General features: G+C 57.8%; 14 protein-coding genes and 1 tRNA gene. 8 read left to right on the forward strand and 7 right to left on the reverse strand.

Translation table 11 applies throughout. From position 1 onward, the window contains the following. Nucleotides 1–166: 166 nt before the first annotated feature. The gene (locus tag IT444_07310; GenBank protein MCC7192574.1) at nucleotides 167–3124 is read left to right on the forward strand and encodes an insulinase family protein; all 2958 of its coding nucleotides are present in this window, start codon (nucleotides 167–169) and stop codon (nucleotides 3122–3124) included. A gap of 278 nt (nucleotides 3125–3402) precedes the next feature. Here IT444_07310 and IT444_07315 read toward each other — a convergent pair whose 3' ends face one another. Further along, nucleotides 3403–4248, reverse strand: coding sequence for a hypothetical protein (locus IT444_07315; GenBank protein ID MCC7192575.1), 846 nt, complete (start codon nucleotides 4246–4248; stop codon nucleotides 3403–3405). Between the two features lie 200 nt (nucleotides 4249–4448). Beyond that, nucleotides 4449–4592: a hypothetical protein gene (locus tag IT444_07320; GenBank protein ID MCC7192576.1), complete on the reverse strand. Its 144-nt coding sequence runs from the start codon at nucleotides 4590–4592 to the stop codon at nucleotides 4449–4451. Between the two features lie 276 nt (nucleotides 4593–4868). On the opposite strand from IT444_07320, the gene IT444_07325 reads away from it, so the two are divergent. After that, the gene (locus IT444_07325) at nucleotides 4869–6209 is read left to right on the forward strand and encodes an HlyC/CorC family transporter (GenBank protein MCC7192577.1); all 1341 of its coding nucleotides are present in this window, start codon (nucleotides 4869–4871) and stop codon (nucleotides 6207–6209) included. Between the two features lie 132 nt (nucleotides 6210–6341). Further along, nucleotides 6342–7496 (forward strand): hypothetical protein, encoded by a 1155-nt coding sequence (locus tag IT444_07330; GenBank protein ID MCC7192578.1) that lies wholly within the window; start codon nucleotides 6342–6344, stop codon nucleotides 7494–7496. Nucleotides 7497–7663: 167 nt separating this feature from the next. Here IT444_07330 and IT444_07335 read toward each other — a convergent pair whose 3' ends face one another. Further along, on the reverse strand, nucleotides 7664–7936 hold the full coding sequence (locus IT444_07335; protein ID MCC7192579.1) for a hypothetical protein: 273 nt from the start codon (nucleotides 7934–7936) through the stop codon (nucleotides 7664–7666). A 373-nt stretch (nucleotides 7937–8309) separates the two neighbouring features. On the opposite strand from IT444_07335, the gene IT444_07340 reads away from it, so the two are divergent. Beyond that, entirely contained in the window at nucleotides 8310–8825 is a 516-nt protein-coding gene (locus IT444_07340) for a DUF2726 domain-containing protein (GenBank protein MCC7192580.1), read from the forward strand. Nucleotides 8826–9217: 392 nt separating this feature from the next. On the opposite strand, the gene IT444_07345 is transcribed toward IT444_07340, so the two are convergent. After that, nucleotides 9218–9291 (reverse strand) — tRNA-Val (locus tag IT444_07345). A gap of 315 nt (nucleotides 9292–9606) precedes the next feature. Further along, nucleotides 9607–9810: a zinc ribbon domain-containing protein gene (locus IT444_07350; GenBank protein ID MCC7192581.1), complete on the reverse strand. Its 204-nt coding sequence runs from the start codon at nucleotides 9808–9810 to the stop codon at nucleotides 9607–9609. A gap of 180 nt (nucleotides 9811–9990) precedes the next feature. On the opposite strand from IT444_07350, the gene IT444_07355 reads away from it, so the two are divergent. Then, the gene (locus IT444_07355) at nucleotides 9991–11106 is read left to right on the forward strand and encodes a twin-arginine translocase subunit TatC (protein MCC7192582.1); all 1116 of its coding nucleotides are present in this window, start codon (nucleotides 9991–9993) and stop codon (nucleotides 11104–11106) included. 82 nt (nucleotides 11107–11188) lie between these two features. Here IT444_07355 and IT444_07360 read toward each other — a convergent pair whose 3' ends face one another. Next, the gene (locus IT444_07360) at nucleotides 11189–11527 is read right to left on the reverse strand and encodes a twin-arginine translocase TatA/TatE family subunit (GenBank protein MCC7192583.1); all 339 of its coding nucleotides are present in this window, start codon (nucleotides 11525–11527) and stop codon (nucleotides 11189–11191) included. 273 nt (nucleotides 11528–11800) lie between these two features. On the opposite strand from IT444_07360, the gene IT444_07365 reads away from it, so the two are divergent. The 3 genes from IT444_07365 to IT444_07375 all read left to right on the forward strand — a co-directional run bounded on the left by IT444_07365 (nucleotide 11801) and on the right by IT444_07375 (nucleotide 14503). Continuing rightward, nucleotides 11801–12457, forward strand: coding sequence for a TraR/DksA family transcriptional regulator (locus IT444_07365; protein ID MCC7192584.1), 657 nt, complete (start codon nucleotides 11801–11803; stop codon nucleotides 12455–12457). A 224-nt stretch (nucleotides 12458–12681) separates the two neighbouring features. Beyond that, nucleotides 12682–13455 (forward strand): PIG-L family deacetylase, encoded by a 774-nt coding sequence (locus tag IT444_07370; protein ID MCC7192585.1) that lies wholly within the window; start codon nucleotides 12682–12684, stop codon nucleotides 13453–13455. 85 nt (nucleotides 13456–13540) lie between these two features. Beyond that, a complete protein-coding gene (locus tag IT444_07375; GenBank protein MCC7192586.1) occupies nucleotides 13541–14503 on the forward strand; it encodes a hypothetical protein in 963 nt (320 codons plus the stop codon). Between the two features lie 82 nt (nucleotides 14504–14585). On the opposite strand, the gene metH is transcribed toward IT444_07375, so the two are convergent. Continuing rightward, nucleotides 14586–18152, reverse strand: a complete 3567-nt coding sequence (gene metH, locus IT444_07380; GenBank protein MCC7192587.1) for a methionine synthase — start codon at nucleotides 18150–18152, stop codon at nucleotides 14586–14588. Between the last annotated feature and the right edge of the window lie 34 nt (nucleotides 18153–18186).

An 18186-nucleotide genomic window follows, 5' to 3' on the forward strand; every position in this document is an offset into this window, starting at 1 on the left:
TCCGCCCGCTTACCAGCCGCCGACACACCCCCTCGATGCGTCGGTGCTGCTCATTCATCGGACAACTTCTCCTGTCGCGTGAATGCACCCGGTAAGCTCGACCTCTATAGAATGCGTCGGCTGGAAGCGCGTCGTTCCGACGTTTTTGCCGCCACGGAAGGTTTACATGACAAATATTTTTCGTTGTACGAAGCGGATCGCTGTAACGCTGACGCTGGCTCTGGTGATGGGATTGCCGCTTGCGGCCGTTGCGCAGCCGGTACACCCTGAAACCGCTCGCGGCACCAACCCCGCCACTCAGCCGGCCACCTTCCGCACCACGCCTGCCCAACCCGCCCAGGAGTATCAGACCTTGCAGGAACGTCCCGACCGCATCGTGGCAGTGCTTCCCAACCGTATGATCGTGATCGCACAGGAAATCCGCACCGCACCGGTGGTCTCCGCACAGGTCTGGGTCAAAACGGGATCGGTTTACGAGCAGGAACATGTCGGGGCCGGCCTGTCCCATTTCCTCGAACACCTGCTTTCGGGCGGATCGACTTCCACTCATACCGAAGAGGAAAACAACGCAACGCTCGGCAACATCGGCGCTCAGATCAACGCCTCGACGAGCCTCGACAACGTCCGCTACTACATCAACACCACCCGTGAGCACACCGATACCGCGGTGGAACTGCTGAGCGACTGGATGCAGAACGCGCTGATTACTCAGGCTGAATACGCGCGGGAGCGTGACGTGATCCAGCGCGAGTTCGACATGGGCAATGGAGAGCCGGGGCGGATTTTCTGGAAGATCACCCAGCAGGTCCGCTATCGCCAGCATCCCGCGAGGCATCCGACCATCGGCTACCTCGATGAGTACCTCAAAATCACGCGCGATGAAATCTACGCCTTTTACAAGCGGATGTACGTCCCTAACAACATGGTCTTCGTCGTGGCGGGCGACATCGATAAGCATCGCGTCGTGGACCACATCGCGCAGTTGTGGGCAGAGGTTGAGCCGCGTGATTTGCCGAAGCTTTCGTTCCCCATCGAGCCGGAGATCGACTCGCCGCGTGAGGCGACCGGCACCGCTGACATGGATAAACCGCGGCTTCGTCTCGCCTGGCCGGGGACGCGCGTCGCGGCACCGGGCGACTATGCGCTGGATGTGCTGGCGGTAATTCTCGGGCAGGGCGAGTCCAGCCGGTTGGTCCGCAATGTCCGCGACCAAAGCCGCGTCGTGAACGGAATTGATGCCTACAACCTCAGCTACACGTGGGGTGAAGGGTTCTTCGGCATCGACGCGGAGATTTCGCAACACGCCTTCGACACGTACGGCTCCCCTGCGGAGAATCAGGCTCAGCAGAAACTCACGACTGAAGCCCGATGGGATGCCGCTGCGCGAGGGGTGAAGGATACGATCGATCAGGTTGTCGAGCGTGTCGTGAAGGAGGGGATCACGCCGGAGGAACTCGCCCGCGCCAAGCGGCAGATTCTGGCGCGGACGGTTTACGAGGGGCAGTCCGTACAGGCGATCGCCAATCAACTGGCCTCCGATGTAATCGGAACGGGAGACCCCGACTATTTCCAGCACTACTCCGACTCCATCCAGAAGATCACTGCTGAAGAAGTGCAGGCTGCCGCCCGTAAGTTTCTTGATCCAAACCGCCTGATCACCATTCGGCTGATGCCGCAACCGCGGGGGCAGAAGCTCCCTCCGATGACGCGACCTGCCGACGAAGGCAAGCCGGACGGGATGACCGAGGCCGTCAATCTCGATAATTCGCAGCTCATTGCACGTATCAGGAAAGCGACTGCTGAAAAGCGCAGCTCGAATGAAGCCATCACGCTTGGGCCGATCCACCGCTATGTGCTGCCCAACGGTCTGCGGCTGCTGGTTCAGAAAAGCACGGTAGTCCCTGCCGTGGCCGTGCAGATGTATCAGTTGGGCGGGCTGCTCGCTGATGAACCGGGGAAAGAGGGGATCGCCAGCGCGACGATGACGATGCTCATGAAGGGCACGAAGACTCGAACAGCCCAGCAGATCGCTATGGAAATTGAAGATCTGGGCGCAGCTCTCGACACGCAGTGCGGCAACAACACCTCGATCACGAGAGGCTTGGCACTGAAGGAAGACCTGCCCCGGCTGCTCGATCTCTTTGCAGATGTCACTCTTAATCCGTCGTTTCCCGATGATGAGTGGGCCAAACTCAGGCCCCGCATCGTCGCGGCGATTGCCCGGCAAAATGACACCTGGTCCGGCGAATTGCGGACGAAGTTCCGCGAGGCGTATTTCGGCAGCCATCCCTGGTCGCAGTTGCCGCTGGGGCGAGCTGAGGTCGTGGACAAACTCACGACCGGACAACTCGCGGACTTTTACCAACGACATCTGGGCGCAGCCGATACGGTGATCTCCGTTTTCGGCGACGTGGAACCTGAGGCCGTCAAAAAAGAAATCGAAAAGCGGTTCGCTGATCTGCCTGCTCACCCATTGGAAAAGTCGCACATCGATCCGGCTCCGACGCCGCAGGCAAAGATACTTCAGTTCTCGACGAACAAACCGCTGGCGGCGGTGATCATCGGTTACGGCCCGGCTGGTACGCGCAAGGATCCGGACTACCCGAAGATTCAGGTGCTCTCGCGCGTGCTCAGCTCGTTTCCGACCGGCTGGCTTGATGAGGAACTGCGCGGCCGCGGGCCGGGATTGGTTTACGCGGTCGGGGCGGGATATGCGACGGGGCTGATTCCCGGCTATTTCGCTCTGCTCTTTAACACGCAGCCTGCTTCTGTACCCGAAGCGGTCAAGCGATCGGTCAGCGTCATCCAGCGTGCGCGTGAAATTCTCGTGGATGATGTGACTCTCCGCCGCGCCAAGGCTGCGGTGCTCACCGACGAATTTATGGCAAAGCAGACCAATGGTGATCGCGCGATGGATGCCTCGCTCAATGAGCTTTATGAGCTTGGTCAGGATGAACCTGCCCATTTCCAGCGGGCGATCAATCTGCTGACAGCCGACGACCTTCGTGAAGTCGCCCGGGTCTGCTTGAAAAATCCTGTTTTGGTCGTGTTGTCTCATGAATCGATTCCCGAAGAAAAGCTCAAAGCAGCGATGGAGTCACCTGCTACGCAGCCAGCACAATGAGTCAGACACGTATCGAAAGTTCATCCCGACGCGGGAAACGTAAAACGTGTCAGCAGGACGAATGAGGTGAAGGTCACGAAAGGATCGCTGCCAAACGGTCACGGTTTGTTACGCGACGGGTTCCGCAGCCTCGGATCGAAGCGGGAAAATCAGAAGATGCCGGGTGAAGCCGGAATGAGTTGACGCGGAACGAGAGAATCAGACTCTTGTCAAAGTCTCCGTGATTCGGGCGAGATGAAGGACGTAAATCGGCAGTATCGGGTTGAGTGATCTGGTGGTCAGTGTGTGCCGGAGCCAGGCGGGGGACTGCTCTCGTTTGACTTCATCAGCTTGCGGATCAGGAACAGCACCACCGCCCCGACTGCACCGAAGACTGCACCCAGCAAGGCGGTGCGCCCGACACTCGAAAAGAACGACGGCTTGGCAGTTCCGCTTGAAGGTGCGGGGTTGTCGATCGGGGGGGTTACTGTGTTGACGTTATTGGCGTTTTCTGACGTGGTATCAGGCGGCGGCGCGTCCGAAGGATGGAACACATAACCCGGATCAAATCGAGCAGAGTTCGCAGCAGCGGTAAAGGTCGGCAGCATCGCTGCAAAATTGCCGGATAAGTCGTAGCAGTGGATAAACACGACGCCAGGCGTACCGATCGTGCCGAAGCTGATGCCATCCATGTTCTGATCGGCGACTTTCATGTTGTAGCGCATGATGATGCGCTGATTCTTTCGGTCCACGATAACCTGGCCGGTGCGGACATCCGAGGCGATATCGCTGAGCTTTTGTGCTGCATCCTTGAACCCTTCCTGGACGCCAGCTCCGAATTCTTTCTCGATCTCAGCGTAGGTCACCCTGCTCATATCCGCTGTCTGAATCTGCATGAGGATGTAAGGCGTGGTGCCCGGGCCTTTCCCCACAGGGCGAAACCCCGCCTGGTAATCGGTCCCCAGACGACCTTTTGCAAACTTGTTGATTTCACCAAGGTCCTCGACGGACATCCGGGTCCAGCCCGGCGGGAGCGTGAAGCCAAAGTGAAACGTCTCGTGGCGGAATTCTTCCGCCCGGACGGTCGTTGCGGCGGCGATGAGCACTAATCCCAGAACGAGGGCAATCCGCAGAGGTGTTTTCATGAACATGATGATACCGCCACGGCAACCGGATCGGTGCAAAAAAATGTGTTTTGTTGATGACGTGCGTCGGTGCAGAACATGGTGCAACATGGCAAATACTCCGTGAGAGATGAAGATAGTTCGCATTGCGAGAGGGGCTGCAATTTGTGCCAAGATTGAGATGTTTTCCTAACTACTGCCAGTGTAGGTACATGCGGTGGTTATCGGCGGCCGACAGGAACGAAGGTGTTGTGAACCGTAAAGCGTTGTGTGAAGAATTCGGGATCAAACGCAGTAGCGCATTGCCGGGGTTCATGGCAGCCCAGGGCGGCGAGGATCGCGGCGATAAGAATGTGCGGCATCATGTCGGCATCCTCCATGCCATGCGGTGAGGCATAGGTGGCAGTTAATAATATATTTTACCAAGTCGTCAAATAAAGTCAATAGTGTTCAATGAAAATTATTTTTCCGTTCCTTTCATCAGCACACGCGGCGAAGTCCGGTTGAAGGTGCGGATCCGCTCGAATAGGTCGTCTGATCGAGGCTGTGCGGAAGGATGTACGGACTTCGCAGCCTGACGGCTGAAAGAGGACGGCGATTTCCGATACACTTGACCGGCTTTTCGACCTCGGGGATCGCCCTTGGACTTGCTGCTGATTCTCTCCGTCCCTGCGCTGATCGCGCTGAATGCCTTTTTTGTTGCCGCCGAGTACGCGGTCGTGGCGACTCGCTCGACTCATATCGACTCGCTCCGCAAGGCGGGCCGCCGTCGTCAGGCGCAGGCACTTGAAAAGCTCAAGGACAACACCGCCAATACCATCGGCACGATCCAGGTCTGTATCACCATGACCAACCTGCTGCTGGGTTGGATCGGCGAGCCGGCCATGGGGCGGTTGCTCCACGGTCTGATGGGATCGCTGGCGTCACATATCCCAGCCAATATTTTCAGGCCGGTGTCGTTCGGCATTTCCTTCATTGCCGTGACGCTGCTGACCGTCGTGTTCAGTGAGCTGCTGCCCAAGGCGTTGACGCTTCGCAACGTCGAAATCGTGGCGCGATTCACCGCTGCCCCCGTGCTGGCTATCGGTCGGATCGTCTGGCCGATGGTCTGGCTGATGAACAAGATCGCCAACGTCGTGACGAGGCCGCTCGGTCTGGGGCGTGTCGATGAAATGGATCAGGAACACATCACCGCGGAAGAGCTGCGGCTGCTCACGACCGAAGCGGCACAGGAAGGCGAGCTGACGCCTCGTGAACGTGCTGTGATCCTCAACGCGCTGACGCTGGCTGATCGCTCAGCCCGGCAGATCATGGTCCCGCGCGTGCGGGTCTCTTATCTCGATATCAAACGCAGCATGGAGGAAAACCGCCGGATCATCAATGAGCGGCTTTATTCCCGTCTGCTCCTCTGTGACGGCTCGATCGATAATGTCATCGGTATTCTGCACACCAAGGAGTTCCTCAGCGCGTACAACGCAGCAGGGGATGTGAGCGTGCTTTCACTCATTGCCCGTCCGCCGGTCTTTGTGCCCGAAAGCACACCGATGGACAAACTGCTCTCGCTGTTTTCCGAGAAGCGATCCCAGATGGTCGTCGTGCTCGATGAATATGGCGGGGTATCCGGGCTGGTGACGCTGCGCGATGTGGTTGATGAACTGCTTGGCGTGGGGGAGCCGGCCGTGGTGCCGTCGATCTCATCCGAAGCCGGGAGTGATCTCAAGAGGCAGGAAGTTCGGACGTTCACGGTTCCCGGTGATACCGCCCGGCATGATCTGGCGACGAGGCTTGGCCGCGACTCGTGGGGCGATCATGAAACTGCGGCGACGGTGGGGGGGCTGCTCCAGGAGTGGTTGGGGCACGTGCCGGCCGTCGGCGAAGAAATTGAGATCGAGCGTGTGCGATTGCGAGTGGTCGAGGCCGACTCGCGCCGAGTGCTCCGTGTGCAGGTGACCCCGCCGGAGGAGGAAAAGGAAACCGTGTGAATGATGAGGGGCAAACGGTGAATGACATCGCTTACCCTGCTTGCAAATATGCGACCGACTGCCGCGATGGTTGCTAGATTGCTTGTCTCACCGCTAAGCTGATCGCCGGTAATTAAGGATGGAATTTTAATCATGGCCAAAACTTTTCAGGACCTGGGAGTCTTCAGCGATCTGGTCGCAGCCGCGAAAAAATCACACAAGCTTTATCCGCGCGCCAAGCCGGGCAAGGCTACGCAAAAAGCGGTGCTCGAATCGCTGGCGTTCAACCCCGGCCCGCCTGTCGCCAAAGGTGTGCGAGTGGAGCGAACATGGAAAAGCGACGGTGTCGTCGGTGAGGCGATCACCTACTCCGTCGGCTTTGGCCCTCGGACCGAGGCGTGGCTTCTGCGGCCTGCTGGCGTCAAAGGAAAACTTCCCGGCGTCGTCGCGCTGCACGATCACGGCGGGTTCAAATATTTGGGTAAGGAAAAAGTCGCCATCGGCCCGGAGGGTTCGACCAAACTTCAAAACGACTGGTTCGAACGTGTGTATGGAAACCGCGCGTTTGCCAATCACCTCGCCCAACTGGGCTTTGCGGTGCTGGTCCCCGACGTCTTCACCTGGGGAAGTCGGCGCATTCCTTTCCGAACGATCCCCGCATGGGACCGGGACATCGGCAACGCGATGCACGCCAGGGGACCAATGGAGTCAAACCCGCCCCATCAGATGGCTGAGGAAATCAGCCGCTACAGCTGGGCTGCGGTCTTTAACGAACACACCATTCAGAAATACTGTCACGTACTGGGTACGAGCATGGCGGGCATCATCGCCTTTGAAGATCGCGTCGCTGCGAGGCTGCTCGCTGCTCGCAAAGATGTGCTGCCCGGCGGTGTCGGTTGCGTCGGGCTTTCCGGCGGCGGGTTGCGATCGACTCTCCTTCAGGCGACCAGCCACGACATCCGGGCAGCGGTCGTTGTCGGCCTCATGAGTACCTATGAAGGCCTGCTCGATCACAACGTCGTCAGCCACACGTGGATGCTCTATCCCGATCCCGGCTGGGCACGCAGAGGTGACTGGACTGATCTGGTGAGCTGCCGCGCGCCTTCGCCGTTGATGTGTCAGTATGACAACGAGGATGCGCTCTTCACTCCCGCGGGGATGAAAGCTGCCCACAAACGCATCAGCGAAAACTACCGGTCGGTGGGCAAGCCCAAAAATTACGTCGGCGAGTTTTACCCCGGCCCGCATAAGTTCGACGTTCCCATGCAGGACTCTGCTTTCGCGTGGCTCAAAAAGAATCTGACGTAACTCTCTTTCGCCTCCTGCTTCATCAACACTCACCACGGAACCGCCCGCATCGCTGCGGCAGAGAATAAGCGGGAGATGCTCTTGGCTCGCTTCCGCGAGAAGGTCAGCCGTCGAGCCGGTGCGCAATGGCATATCACCGGCTGATGATGATCTGGATCGAGCTGAGATTACGGCCCGACATTGAAGTGACTGTTGGCGGAACGGCTTGACTGATTGGCCGGATCACCCAGCGGCAGTTGGTCGAAGCCCGCATCCGGCTCAAACGTGGCTGCGGTGTGATCCGACCACGGCTTGGTCGTCGGCGGCATCGGATGCGCCGCGGCTTGTGCTTTGTCGGCAGTTGCTTGACCGGAAGCTGTCGCTCTGGTTGCGACCCTCTCGCCGCACGACACACTCGCAACACAAATGCACAACGCTATCAGACGGATCAGGATGCGCATGAGAAACCTCGATGCAATCTTTATCGGCCATTCGAGGTTGAAAATGAATGATCAAACGCAGATGAGATAAGCGAGGCTGGGCTGATCGTTCACTCTGCGATGCGCGCCGGCAGATCCGACAATCCTCACACCGTCTTGCATCGTGACCTTCATCATGGTTTTGCTCCTCCGGTTCGGTTGCCTGCTCCTCGACATCATGGTGTAAGCACGGCTGCAGAAAATGTTACTGGATGGCAAGATTTGTTTTCCCCGTGCATCAGACTTGGTGGGAGTGGCCTTCGGTAACTGGCGAAAGATTTTTGAGTATTTCCACCCTATTCCCCGCGATACTTCCACGGCTGGATTCTTTTGGCTGTCTGGGTATTCTGAGTGCATGAGTGATACTCCAAAGGGCTGCCTGGGGTTCTTGTTGTCGATGTTCGGGTCTCGCTCTGAGGTGGAAGCGCCATCCACTACGATGCCCAAGGTGCAGGTGAACCGCTATTTTGTTTCGGAGGCGGAAGCGAATTTTTTCCGCGTCCTACAGCGCTTCGTCGCAGGTCGCGCACATGTGTTGGCGCAGGTTTCACTTCGTCAGTTGGTCTGGTTTCCTGGCAATAACCGCAGCAACCAGGGCCGTGGCACTTGGCAAAGTAAGGTTGCTGCCAAGTCCGTGGACTTCGTGCTGTGCGAGTCAGCGACCCTTCGCCCGCTCGTGGCGATTGAACTGGATGAACCGTCTCATGCTGAACCTGCACGACAGTCACGAGATGCCGATGTAGAGGCGGTGTTGGATGCAGCAGGACTACCCCTGCTCCATGTGCTGACATCGCGCAACTACGACACCCGTGAGCTGGACGCAGCGCTACAACCACATCTGCCGGCGATGTCGGCAACACAAAAGCGATAAGCGCAGCCCTCATCGCACACCATCACCGCGAGGCGCGTGGTCCATTTACCTGCACAACATCAAGGTATATGGTCCACTTGTGGCGCAAGTAGCGAACCTCCTGTCCGTACTGCTCGGCACTTTGCCGATGTATGTTGCCGCCATTGTCAGCAAAGAGCGTATGGATGAAGCTGTACCGCCCGTTCACCGAGGCGAAGCAGTCATGCGCCAGAAACTAGAAGCAATAGTCGACTTCCGACCGCAGCACGGAAACTTTCCGACGTGACGAAGCAAACCCAGCCATCTTCTTTGGTCTGAATGTGGTGGTACTACCTATTTCCCCCAGGGGCTACGGTCGCCATCGTTCTGAGGTAAGTCCCCGTAATTTGAGGTGGCAGTATGTGTTGTCCAAGTGGGCGATATAGGACTCGAACCTACGACCTCACGGGTGTGATCCGTGCGCTCTAGCCAGCTGAGCTAATCGCCCGCATGAGGAGACTTTAACCCTCCTCAATTAAGTCAGGATAGCTTCAGCATCGCATAGGTCAAGAATTGCCTTGATCTGCGCGGAGGCTGTTGCATGGAGTTTAGATGTTGTGGCAGCAGAATTCAGATGGTCACACAAACCATCTAAAAAGCTGCCCTCCGCCAACCCGCGACCAATCGAGATTAGTCCTCAGCAGTTTTTCAAATCGCTCCATCGCAGTCGCGAATTATCCGGCAAGATCTCGAATTGACCTGCGACCACCGGTAGCGACTTTACAACCCGGTGCAGCGTGGCAGCAACGTGCGATGCGATCGGTCAATGTGCGTGGCCGCACTCGCCGCAGATATTTGATTTTCTGGATAGTCGCTGTCCGCAACGGAAGCAGGACTGTTCCGCCCCCGGTGTGCGGGCTGGCGGACGGTTTGGTGTGGCGCAATTCGGGCAATGAGATGCGCGGCGGGGGAACTCCTTGCTGCACACTCGACAAGTGACATAAGTGGAAACAACGGTGGTGTTCATCAGGTGCCTCACGAATACGTCGTGGGATAAAGAACGAATTCAGAGAGGGGAAAGTCAAGGTCAGGATCGCGTGATTGATGCAGAGATGTTTCGCCCGACGCGATCATGCAGCGGTGGGACACGGATAACTTTTCGTTTATCAGATAACCATGCGGCACACGAAGCGGTACCATGCGTGACATGGCTCGGCCGCCCCAAGACCCTGACGATTTCACGATGAGCTTCGGCGATCATCTGGAGGAACTTCGCCGACGACTCATCTACGCGCTCATCGGCGTGGCGTTGACCTCGTGCGTGACAGCATGGTTTGGCAAGGACATTCTCTCGTGGTTGTGTCAGCCGCTTTTTGAAGCTCTCAAACAGGCCGGCTACCCGCAGCAGGTGTACAACCACTCCGTCGCGGGCAGTTTCACCGTCTGGATGAAAGTTTCGCTGCTGGCGGGGTTGACGATCAGCGCACCGTGGGTTGTGTATCAGGGGTGGCGATTTATCTCAACCGGCCTGTATGCGAGTGAGCGGAAGTTTGCGGTGTTGCTGGCGCCGTTCAGCGGCATGATGGTGCTGCTGGGAATTTTCTTTCTCTACTACGTTTTCCTGCCGGCGACGGTGTCGTTTCTGCTCTATTTCTCCGCCACGTTTCCGCCGCCGACTTCTGACGCACCCAGTTCGTTGCAGCGTGTCACCCATTTTTTCAACGACATGAATCGGCTATTCATGCCGGGAACCTGGCTTGGCGACAGCAACGCACCGGCGACGAGGCCGGGCACTCCGGCGACCCAGCCGGCGACTAATCCCGACAGCACAACATCGCACGGCGGCGGGGCGGGCTTCCGTGTACCAGTGCTTGAGCATGATCCAGCCGCACCTGCTGAGGGTGAGATTTGGTTCAATCACTCCGCCAATCAACTCAAAATGCGCGTGGATGACAGGGACCACGTGGTCATGCTCAATCTCGGCTCGATGATGATTCCCCTGATTGAAATTAATGAATACCTCGGCCTGGTTTTCATCCTGGCGATTCTCGTGCTCATCGCGTTTCAGTTGCCTGTGGTGATGACGCTGGCTGCAGCGATCGGCCTGCTCGATCCGCGATGGGTTGCCAAATACCGCAAGCACATCGTGTTTGTCTTTTTCGTGGTCGGTGTGATCGCCACGCCTAATCAGGACTTTGTTGGAAACATCCTTCTGCCGATCGTGATGTGGGTTCTCTTTGAGCTGGGTTTGTTGACGATGCGGCTGGCGTGGAAGAAGCGGGATATCGATGAAGGGGAGGAAGAACCGAGTGAGGCAAATTGACGCACATGCCGAGCAGGGGAATCGGCATCGTCATGCGTTGAGGTACTTGAGGCTGAGCGTTTTTGCTGCGACGGACGGATGATCACGTCTTGGGGTTGTTTTCAGAGAGCTTGGCTTGAGCGGTATTAAGCTCTTCACGCATGCGACGCATTTCCTCACGCATGGCAGCCATCTCTGACTCGCTGCTGGCAGAGGTGGACGCATTGCTCTGATCGGCAATTTGGCGGGAGGATGCGGTGTTCTCGACGCGGGCCTGCGGCTGGCTGGGCGTGTTGGGGTTGATCTGGTCCTCGATCCCCGACAAGCCTTTCTTGAATTCGACGATACCTCTACCCATGTTTTTGCCTACTTCAGGCAGCCGCTTACCGAAGATGAGCAGGCCGACGAAGGCAAGAACAAGCAGCATCCACCAGTCGCCCATGACGATCTCCAAAAAGAGGAACCTGACCGAGGCCAATTATACGGTTCGGATATCAGGATACGAAAGTATAGCCGGGAATGTCGTTTTGTGTCTCAATCCGAGCAAAGCGCAAATATTCACCGCAGCGGTAAACGTGCTTCTCTTGAGGAAATGTCCCGGCTTGATCAGAGAGCGAGAGCATTATAAACTTCTCGACTCGCGGCATGGCGTAGGGTACGCCGCGTCATCACCTCGGCCGCCCCGCGGCCTTCACGTTAGCACGGAGCGTTTGAAGTGGCCAAAAAGACCACCGGCAAGAAAAAAACCGCGGCCCGTCCGGCTGTGAAAACCGCCCCCAAGCCTAAGCCCAAGGCCAAGCCCGCGACAAAGGTCGTCAAAAAGCCCGGCAAAACCGCTGTCGTCGCTTCCAAAGCTCCCAAGCCAGCTCCCAAGACCAAGGCTCCTTCCTTCGTCAAGCCGTCGGTTGTCGAAATCAAGCGAGTGGCTGTGAAGGAGCAGGCGGAAGAGACGCAGCTCAAGGAAGTCGCGCTGACCGAGGACGAGCTTCGTAAGGTTAAGACCGGTCTGACCAAGAAAGACCTGGAGCACTACCGCGAATTGCTCATGCAAAAGCGCGCTGAGATTCTCGGCGATGTCGCATCGCTTGAAACCGATGCCCGCAACAACGGCGGCAACCTGTCCAACATGCCGCTCCATATGGCCGACATCGGGTCCGACAACTACGAGCAGGAGTTCACGCTCGGTCTGGTGGAGAGCGAGCGAAAATTGCTCCAGGAAATCAACGAAGCACTGCTGCGCATCAAAGCGGGTACTTATGGCGTGTGCGTTGAAATGGGTGTGCCGATCGCCAAGGCGCGGCTCGACGCAAAACCCTGGGCGAAACACTGCATCGAGGCGGCACGGTTACTCGAACGCACCGGTATGCGTTAACCGATCCGGTTTTCATTGAGCTGATAACAAGCCCTTCGCTTACATCGCATTTCCTGCTTTAAGCGGTGTGCGATTCGCGTCATGGTCTGCGCGTAGTGAGGCCAGCCATCGCGTGATGATGTGGCGCGACGTTTCCCTGCGGGGCTTGGCGGGCAGCTGCGCCAGTTGCATCTTCCGAGTCCTAGCCCGAAACTAGTTGCCCTTACTTCATTGAGGTTTATGCAATGTCAAAAGTTACTCGCAAGGTCGCCATGTGTCTGATGGCTCACCCGGACGACTGTGAAATTCTCGCGGCTGGGACGATGGCGCATCTCAAAGCCCGTGGTTGGGAAATTCACATCGTCTCGATGACGCCCGGAGACTGCGGGTCGATGGATCAGGGGCCGGAGCAGATCGCCAAAATCCGCCGACAGGAAGGGGCAAACGCAGCCAAGGTCCTGGGCGCGACGTATCACTGCCTGGAATCGCGCGATCTGTATGTGACTTTTGATGAGGACACGCTTCGTCGTGCGACCAGCCTGACTCGGATGATCGCTCCGAGTGTGATGTTCACGCACAGCCTCCAATGCTACATGATGGACCACGAGGTCACCGCCCGCGTGGCACGTACGGCTTCGTTTGGTTACGCCATCCCTAATACCACCCCCGGACCCATCGCCAAAGGTTCCGGCGTGCCGTATCTCTACTATGCCGACACGCTTGAGGGGCTTGACTACTACGGCAACACGATCGAGCCATCGACTTTCGTCAACATCACCAGGACCATGGCCATCAAGACGAAGATGCTCAAGGAACACGCCTCGCAGCGTGAGTGGCTGATGAAGCATCACGGCATGGATGAATACACACGTTCGATGCAGGCATGGGGTGAACGCCGCGGTCATCAGATCGGCGTGAAATATGCGGAAGCCTTCCGGCAGCATCGCGGCCACCCGTATCCGCATGACTGCATCCTGGCGAAAGAACTCGGCGACCTGGTCGTGGATCGGCATCCGTAATCAAACAGAACTTGTCGCAGCATCGGTTGACGTGTGTGTCATCCGATGCTGCCTGCCGCATGTTTACCTGCATCGAGGAACGCGAATGAACTTTCTATCGACCCGTGAAGGCTCTTATGCCGGGCCGGTGTATCCCGCCGGCTGGGACTACGCAAAGATCGATCGCATCACAGCGAAGACCGGTCCGAGTGAGTTTGTGAAACGCCAATCGCACTGGCATAAGGGTTTTGAGCCGGTGATATGTGACGACACCTCCGGCGGCGCCGAGTCCATGAACGCGATGATGGGCTACGAGATTTTCGATGTCATTCGTCAGGCTGCCGCCGACAAGCGCGAGTTGGCGTTGATTCTGCCTGTCGGACCGATGGGCATGTACAAGTGGGCAGTCTATTTTTGTCGCAAGCACAATGTTTCCTGCCGACACGTACACGGGTTCAACATGGATGAGTGGTCGGATGCAGAGGGCAACTCCACGCCGCCCGATGCTCCGGGCAGCTTTCAGGGTGCGATGGAGGCTGCGTTTTATGGTCCGCTGGAAAAGCTCACGGTGCCCCGAACTCAGCGGAATTTTGCGACGAAGAAACTGCTGCCGACGTACCCCGACAAAATCGAACGGCTGCGAAAGCGGGGCGCAAAGCTCGTCGTGGTGTACGGCATCGGTCGAGCGTGTCACATCGCATTCTGGGAGCCGCACTTTGCCGGTGAATACGCCAGCATCAAACAATGGCGTAATGATCCCTACCGTATCGCAGCCCAGCTTCACCCGTTGACGATCGAGCAGAACTCGCTGCACTCATTCGCCAGCCGAATGACACTCATTCCGTTGCGTGCCAACTCGATCGGTCCCGGTCTATTTACTCATGCGGATTACTGCATCGGCGGAGCGGATGGCGCGCACGGTTCGCTTAACTGGCAGGGCCAGTCGGTCTGGATGACGCTGCGATACGGGCCGGATACTTGGGTGCCCAGCTCATGGATGCCGACGATGCCCGGCCGCCTGTTCATCATTCGTAAGCTCGTCGGCCCGCTGGAGCCGGAGGCGAACTGACACCTTCGTGTCAGGATCAACCGCCGCCGCTCGATCCTTGTCTGCACCGACGACAAAGCAACGCCCCCGGTGCGATTGCTCACTACACAGCGAAGTATTTTGCCTGCGGGTGATGGACAATGATCGCGCTTGTGGACTGTTCCGGATCGATCTGCCAGTTTTCCGTCAGCGTGCAGCCGATGCGTTCGGGCTTGATGAGACGGAACAGTTTTTCCTGGTCACTCATTTCGGGGCATGCGGGATAGCCGAAGCTGTAACGCGATCCACGGTAGCTCTGCGTGAAAAGCTCGCGGATATTCGGGCTGTCTTCGCCGGCAAAACCAAGCTCCTGACGAATACGTTTATGCCACAGCTCCGCGAGTGCTTCCGCGCATTCGACCCCCATGCCGTGCAGGTAGAGGTATTCCGAGTAGTTGTTGGCGTCGAAAAGTTTCCGCTCCCGTTTGGTGACCTCAGGCCCCATGCTGACACACGAGAGGGCCAGCACGTCGCGCACACCCGATGATGCGGAACGGAAGAAGTCGCTGATGCACAGTCGCTTGCGGCTGCTTTGACGCGGAAACGTGAACCGCTCGATCGGGCGGTCGTGGTCCTGCGGATCGAACACGATCAGATCATCGCCCTCACTTCCCGCTGGGAAGTAGCCGTAAGTCACCCTGGGGCGGAGAATGTTTTCCTCTTTGCACTGTTTCTTGAGCCGTTCAAAGAGCGGTTCGATTTCATCCTCAAGCTGCGCTTCGTACTCAGCCTCGGATTGGCGTTGTTTCTTGAACTGCCATTGACCGCGGAAGAGTGCGACCTTGTTCACAAAGGGATAGATATCGTCGAGTCGGAGTCCTTCGACCACGCGGTCACCCCAGAAGGGCGGGACCGGAACGGGGGCTTCGCCCACCTCGCTCCGGACCGCTGCCGTCGCGCCATGCGGCACGCCGCAACCGCATCCCGCACCGACAGCGGATTCCGTCTCCGTCGGCTGCGATTTGGCACGCTGTGCCGCCTCGACCTTTTCCTCCACAGCCTGACGCTTGTTGACTCGTTCCTCGATTTCACGGTTCAGCTCAGCGGACCTGCCGCTGACGAGATAGTCCATAAGGCGCAATCCCTCGAAGGCATCACGACCAAAATAGACCTGCCCTTTGTACGTCTGCCGCAAATCCGTTTCGCAGTAATGACGCGAGAGGGCCGCGCCGCCGAGGATGATCGGCACCGTGATGTTCTGCGTATTCAGCTCCTCGAGATTTTCCTTCATCACCCCGACGCTTTTAACCAGCAGCCCCGATAGGCCGACCGCGTCGGCACCGACTTCCTTGACCTTTTCGATGATGCCGGAGATCGGCTGCTTGATGCCCAGGTTGAAGACCGTGTAGCCATTGTTGGTCAGGATGATGTCTACGAGATTTTTGCCGATATCGTGAACATCGCCTTTGACCGTCGCGAGCACGAGCTTGCCTTTGGTCTGACCTTCGACCTTCTCCATGTACTGCTCGAGGTGGGCGACCGCCATCTTCATCACTTCAGCACTCTGGAGCACGAAGGGAAGCTGCATCTGACCGGAGCCGAACAGCTCACCGACGACTTTCATCCCGCCGAGCAGGTGATCGTTAATGATGTCGAGCGGCGAGTATTTTGCCCTCGCCTCTTCGAGCGTCTCGATCAGGTGTCGTTTTTCCCCGTCGATGATGTGCTGCTGAAGCCGCTCTTCGAGAGACAGAGACGCAGCAGCGGGCTTAGCGACTTTCTCCGATTGCTCCTGGTCGGGAAACAGATCTACAAAAATCTGGAGCGGATCGCGCGTCTCGGTGCCGTCACGGAGTGTACGCGGAGCGTCCGGCCAGCGGTTGTAGATCAGGTCGAGAGCCGCATTCCACTGGATATCTTCGATTTTTGTTCGGGGCAGGATCTTGGAAACGTGAATGATCGCGCTGGACATTCCCGCCTGGATCAACTCGTGCATAAAGACGCTGTTGAGCACGACGCGGGCCGCGGGCTTGAGGCCGAAGCTCACGTTCGACAGACCGCAGGTGAGCTGGCAATCGGGAAGTTCTTTGACGATGCGGCGTGTCCCCTCGATGGTTTCGAGGGCACTGCGGCGATCCTTTTCCATACCCGTGCTGATGGGCAGCACGAGCGGGTCGAAGAACAGGTCCGCCGCTGCCAGGCCGTATTTCTTTGTCGCCAGATCAAACATCCGTCGCGCGATGGCGAGTTTGCGATCGGCGGTGCGTGCCATGGCTTCTTCCTTGTCCTCGTCGATCGTGCCGAGCACCAGGGCTGCGCCGTAGGTTTTCGCCAGCTTGCACATATGAGCAAATTTTTCTTCGCCGTCTTCCAGGTTCGCGGAGTTAATGATGCACTTGCCCGCAGCAAGCCGCAGACCAGCTTCGATGGTCTTGGGTTGTGTGGAGTCGAGCATCAGCGGCACGTTTACCTGTCGAACGAACCGTTTGACGATTTCCGCCATATCCCGCGCGTTATCGCGGCCGGCGTAGTCCACGTTGACATCGATGACGTGCGATCCTTCACGCACCTGCTCCTTGGCGAGGCTTACCATGCCGTCCCAGTCTTCGTTTTCGAGCAGCTTCTTGAACGCACGCGATCCTGAAGCATTGGTCCGCTCGCCGATGTTGAGAATCGACGTGTCCTGACGGAACTCAGTCGCAGAAAACAGCGACGTGCAGGCGGGCTTGAACAGCTCTTTAGTGATGCGGGTCGGTTTGCGTCCGCTGACGGACTGCACCAGCAGTCGGATGTGCTCAGGTGTCGTACCGCAGCATCCGCCGACGATATTCACCCCGTCGTGTTCCACATATCGTGTCAACGCTTCGGCGAACGGCTGCGGCTGGAGAGGGAAGCTCGCTTTGCCATCGAGGAGTACGGGCAGCCCCGCATTGGGTAACACGCTGATGAGCTTTGGCCACTGCTTGCCCAAAAAGTGAACATGTTCAGCCATCTCCGTCGGGCCGGTGGCGCAGTTCATCCCCAGTGAAAGAATCGGGAAGCCCGCCAGCGCAGCAGCCGCACCGGCGATCTCCGTACCCAGCAGCATCGTGCCGGTCGTCTCGATGGTGACCTGCACCATGATGGGGATGTCGTCGGTGGTCTTGCCGCGATCCGCCAGTGCTGCGAGGCAGGCATTGATCGTGCATTTAATCTGGAGCAGATCCTGTGTGGTTTCGATGAGCAGGGCATCCACGCCGCCGTCGATTAGCCCGCGTACCTGTTCACGGTAGCTGTCGAGCATTTCATCCCAGGTGGTGTTACCCAGCGTGATGAGTTTGGTACCCGGGCCGATGGAGCCAATGACAAAACGCGGCCGATCGGGTGTTGCATACTTGTCGCATGCGGCTCGAGCGATCTGCGCAGCTTTGACATTGATTTCATGGATGCGGTCAACAAAGTCGAACTCAGCGAGCACGAGCTTGTTACCGCCGAAGGTATTTGTTTCGACGGCATCGGCACCGACGGCCAGGAACGACTCATGGATGCCCTGAATCACATCGGGGCGGGTGAGGTTCAGGGCTTCCGGGCAGTTTTCCCGACCCAGATAATCGCTCTCCAATGAAAGCGGGATCGCGTGGATGGCGGTACCCATGGCCCCATCGAATACCAGAACTCGTCGCTGAAGCTCGTCTGTAAATCTGCTCGGCATGACAAAAAACCGTCCTTTTCAACGTAAATGATGG

It is taken from the genome of Phycisphaeraceae bacterium (assembly GCA_020851465.1).
In the GTDB taxonomy this organism is placed as follows: Bacteria; Planctomycetota; Phycisphaerae; order Phycisphaerales; family Phycisphaeraceae; genus JADZCR01.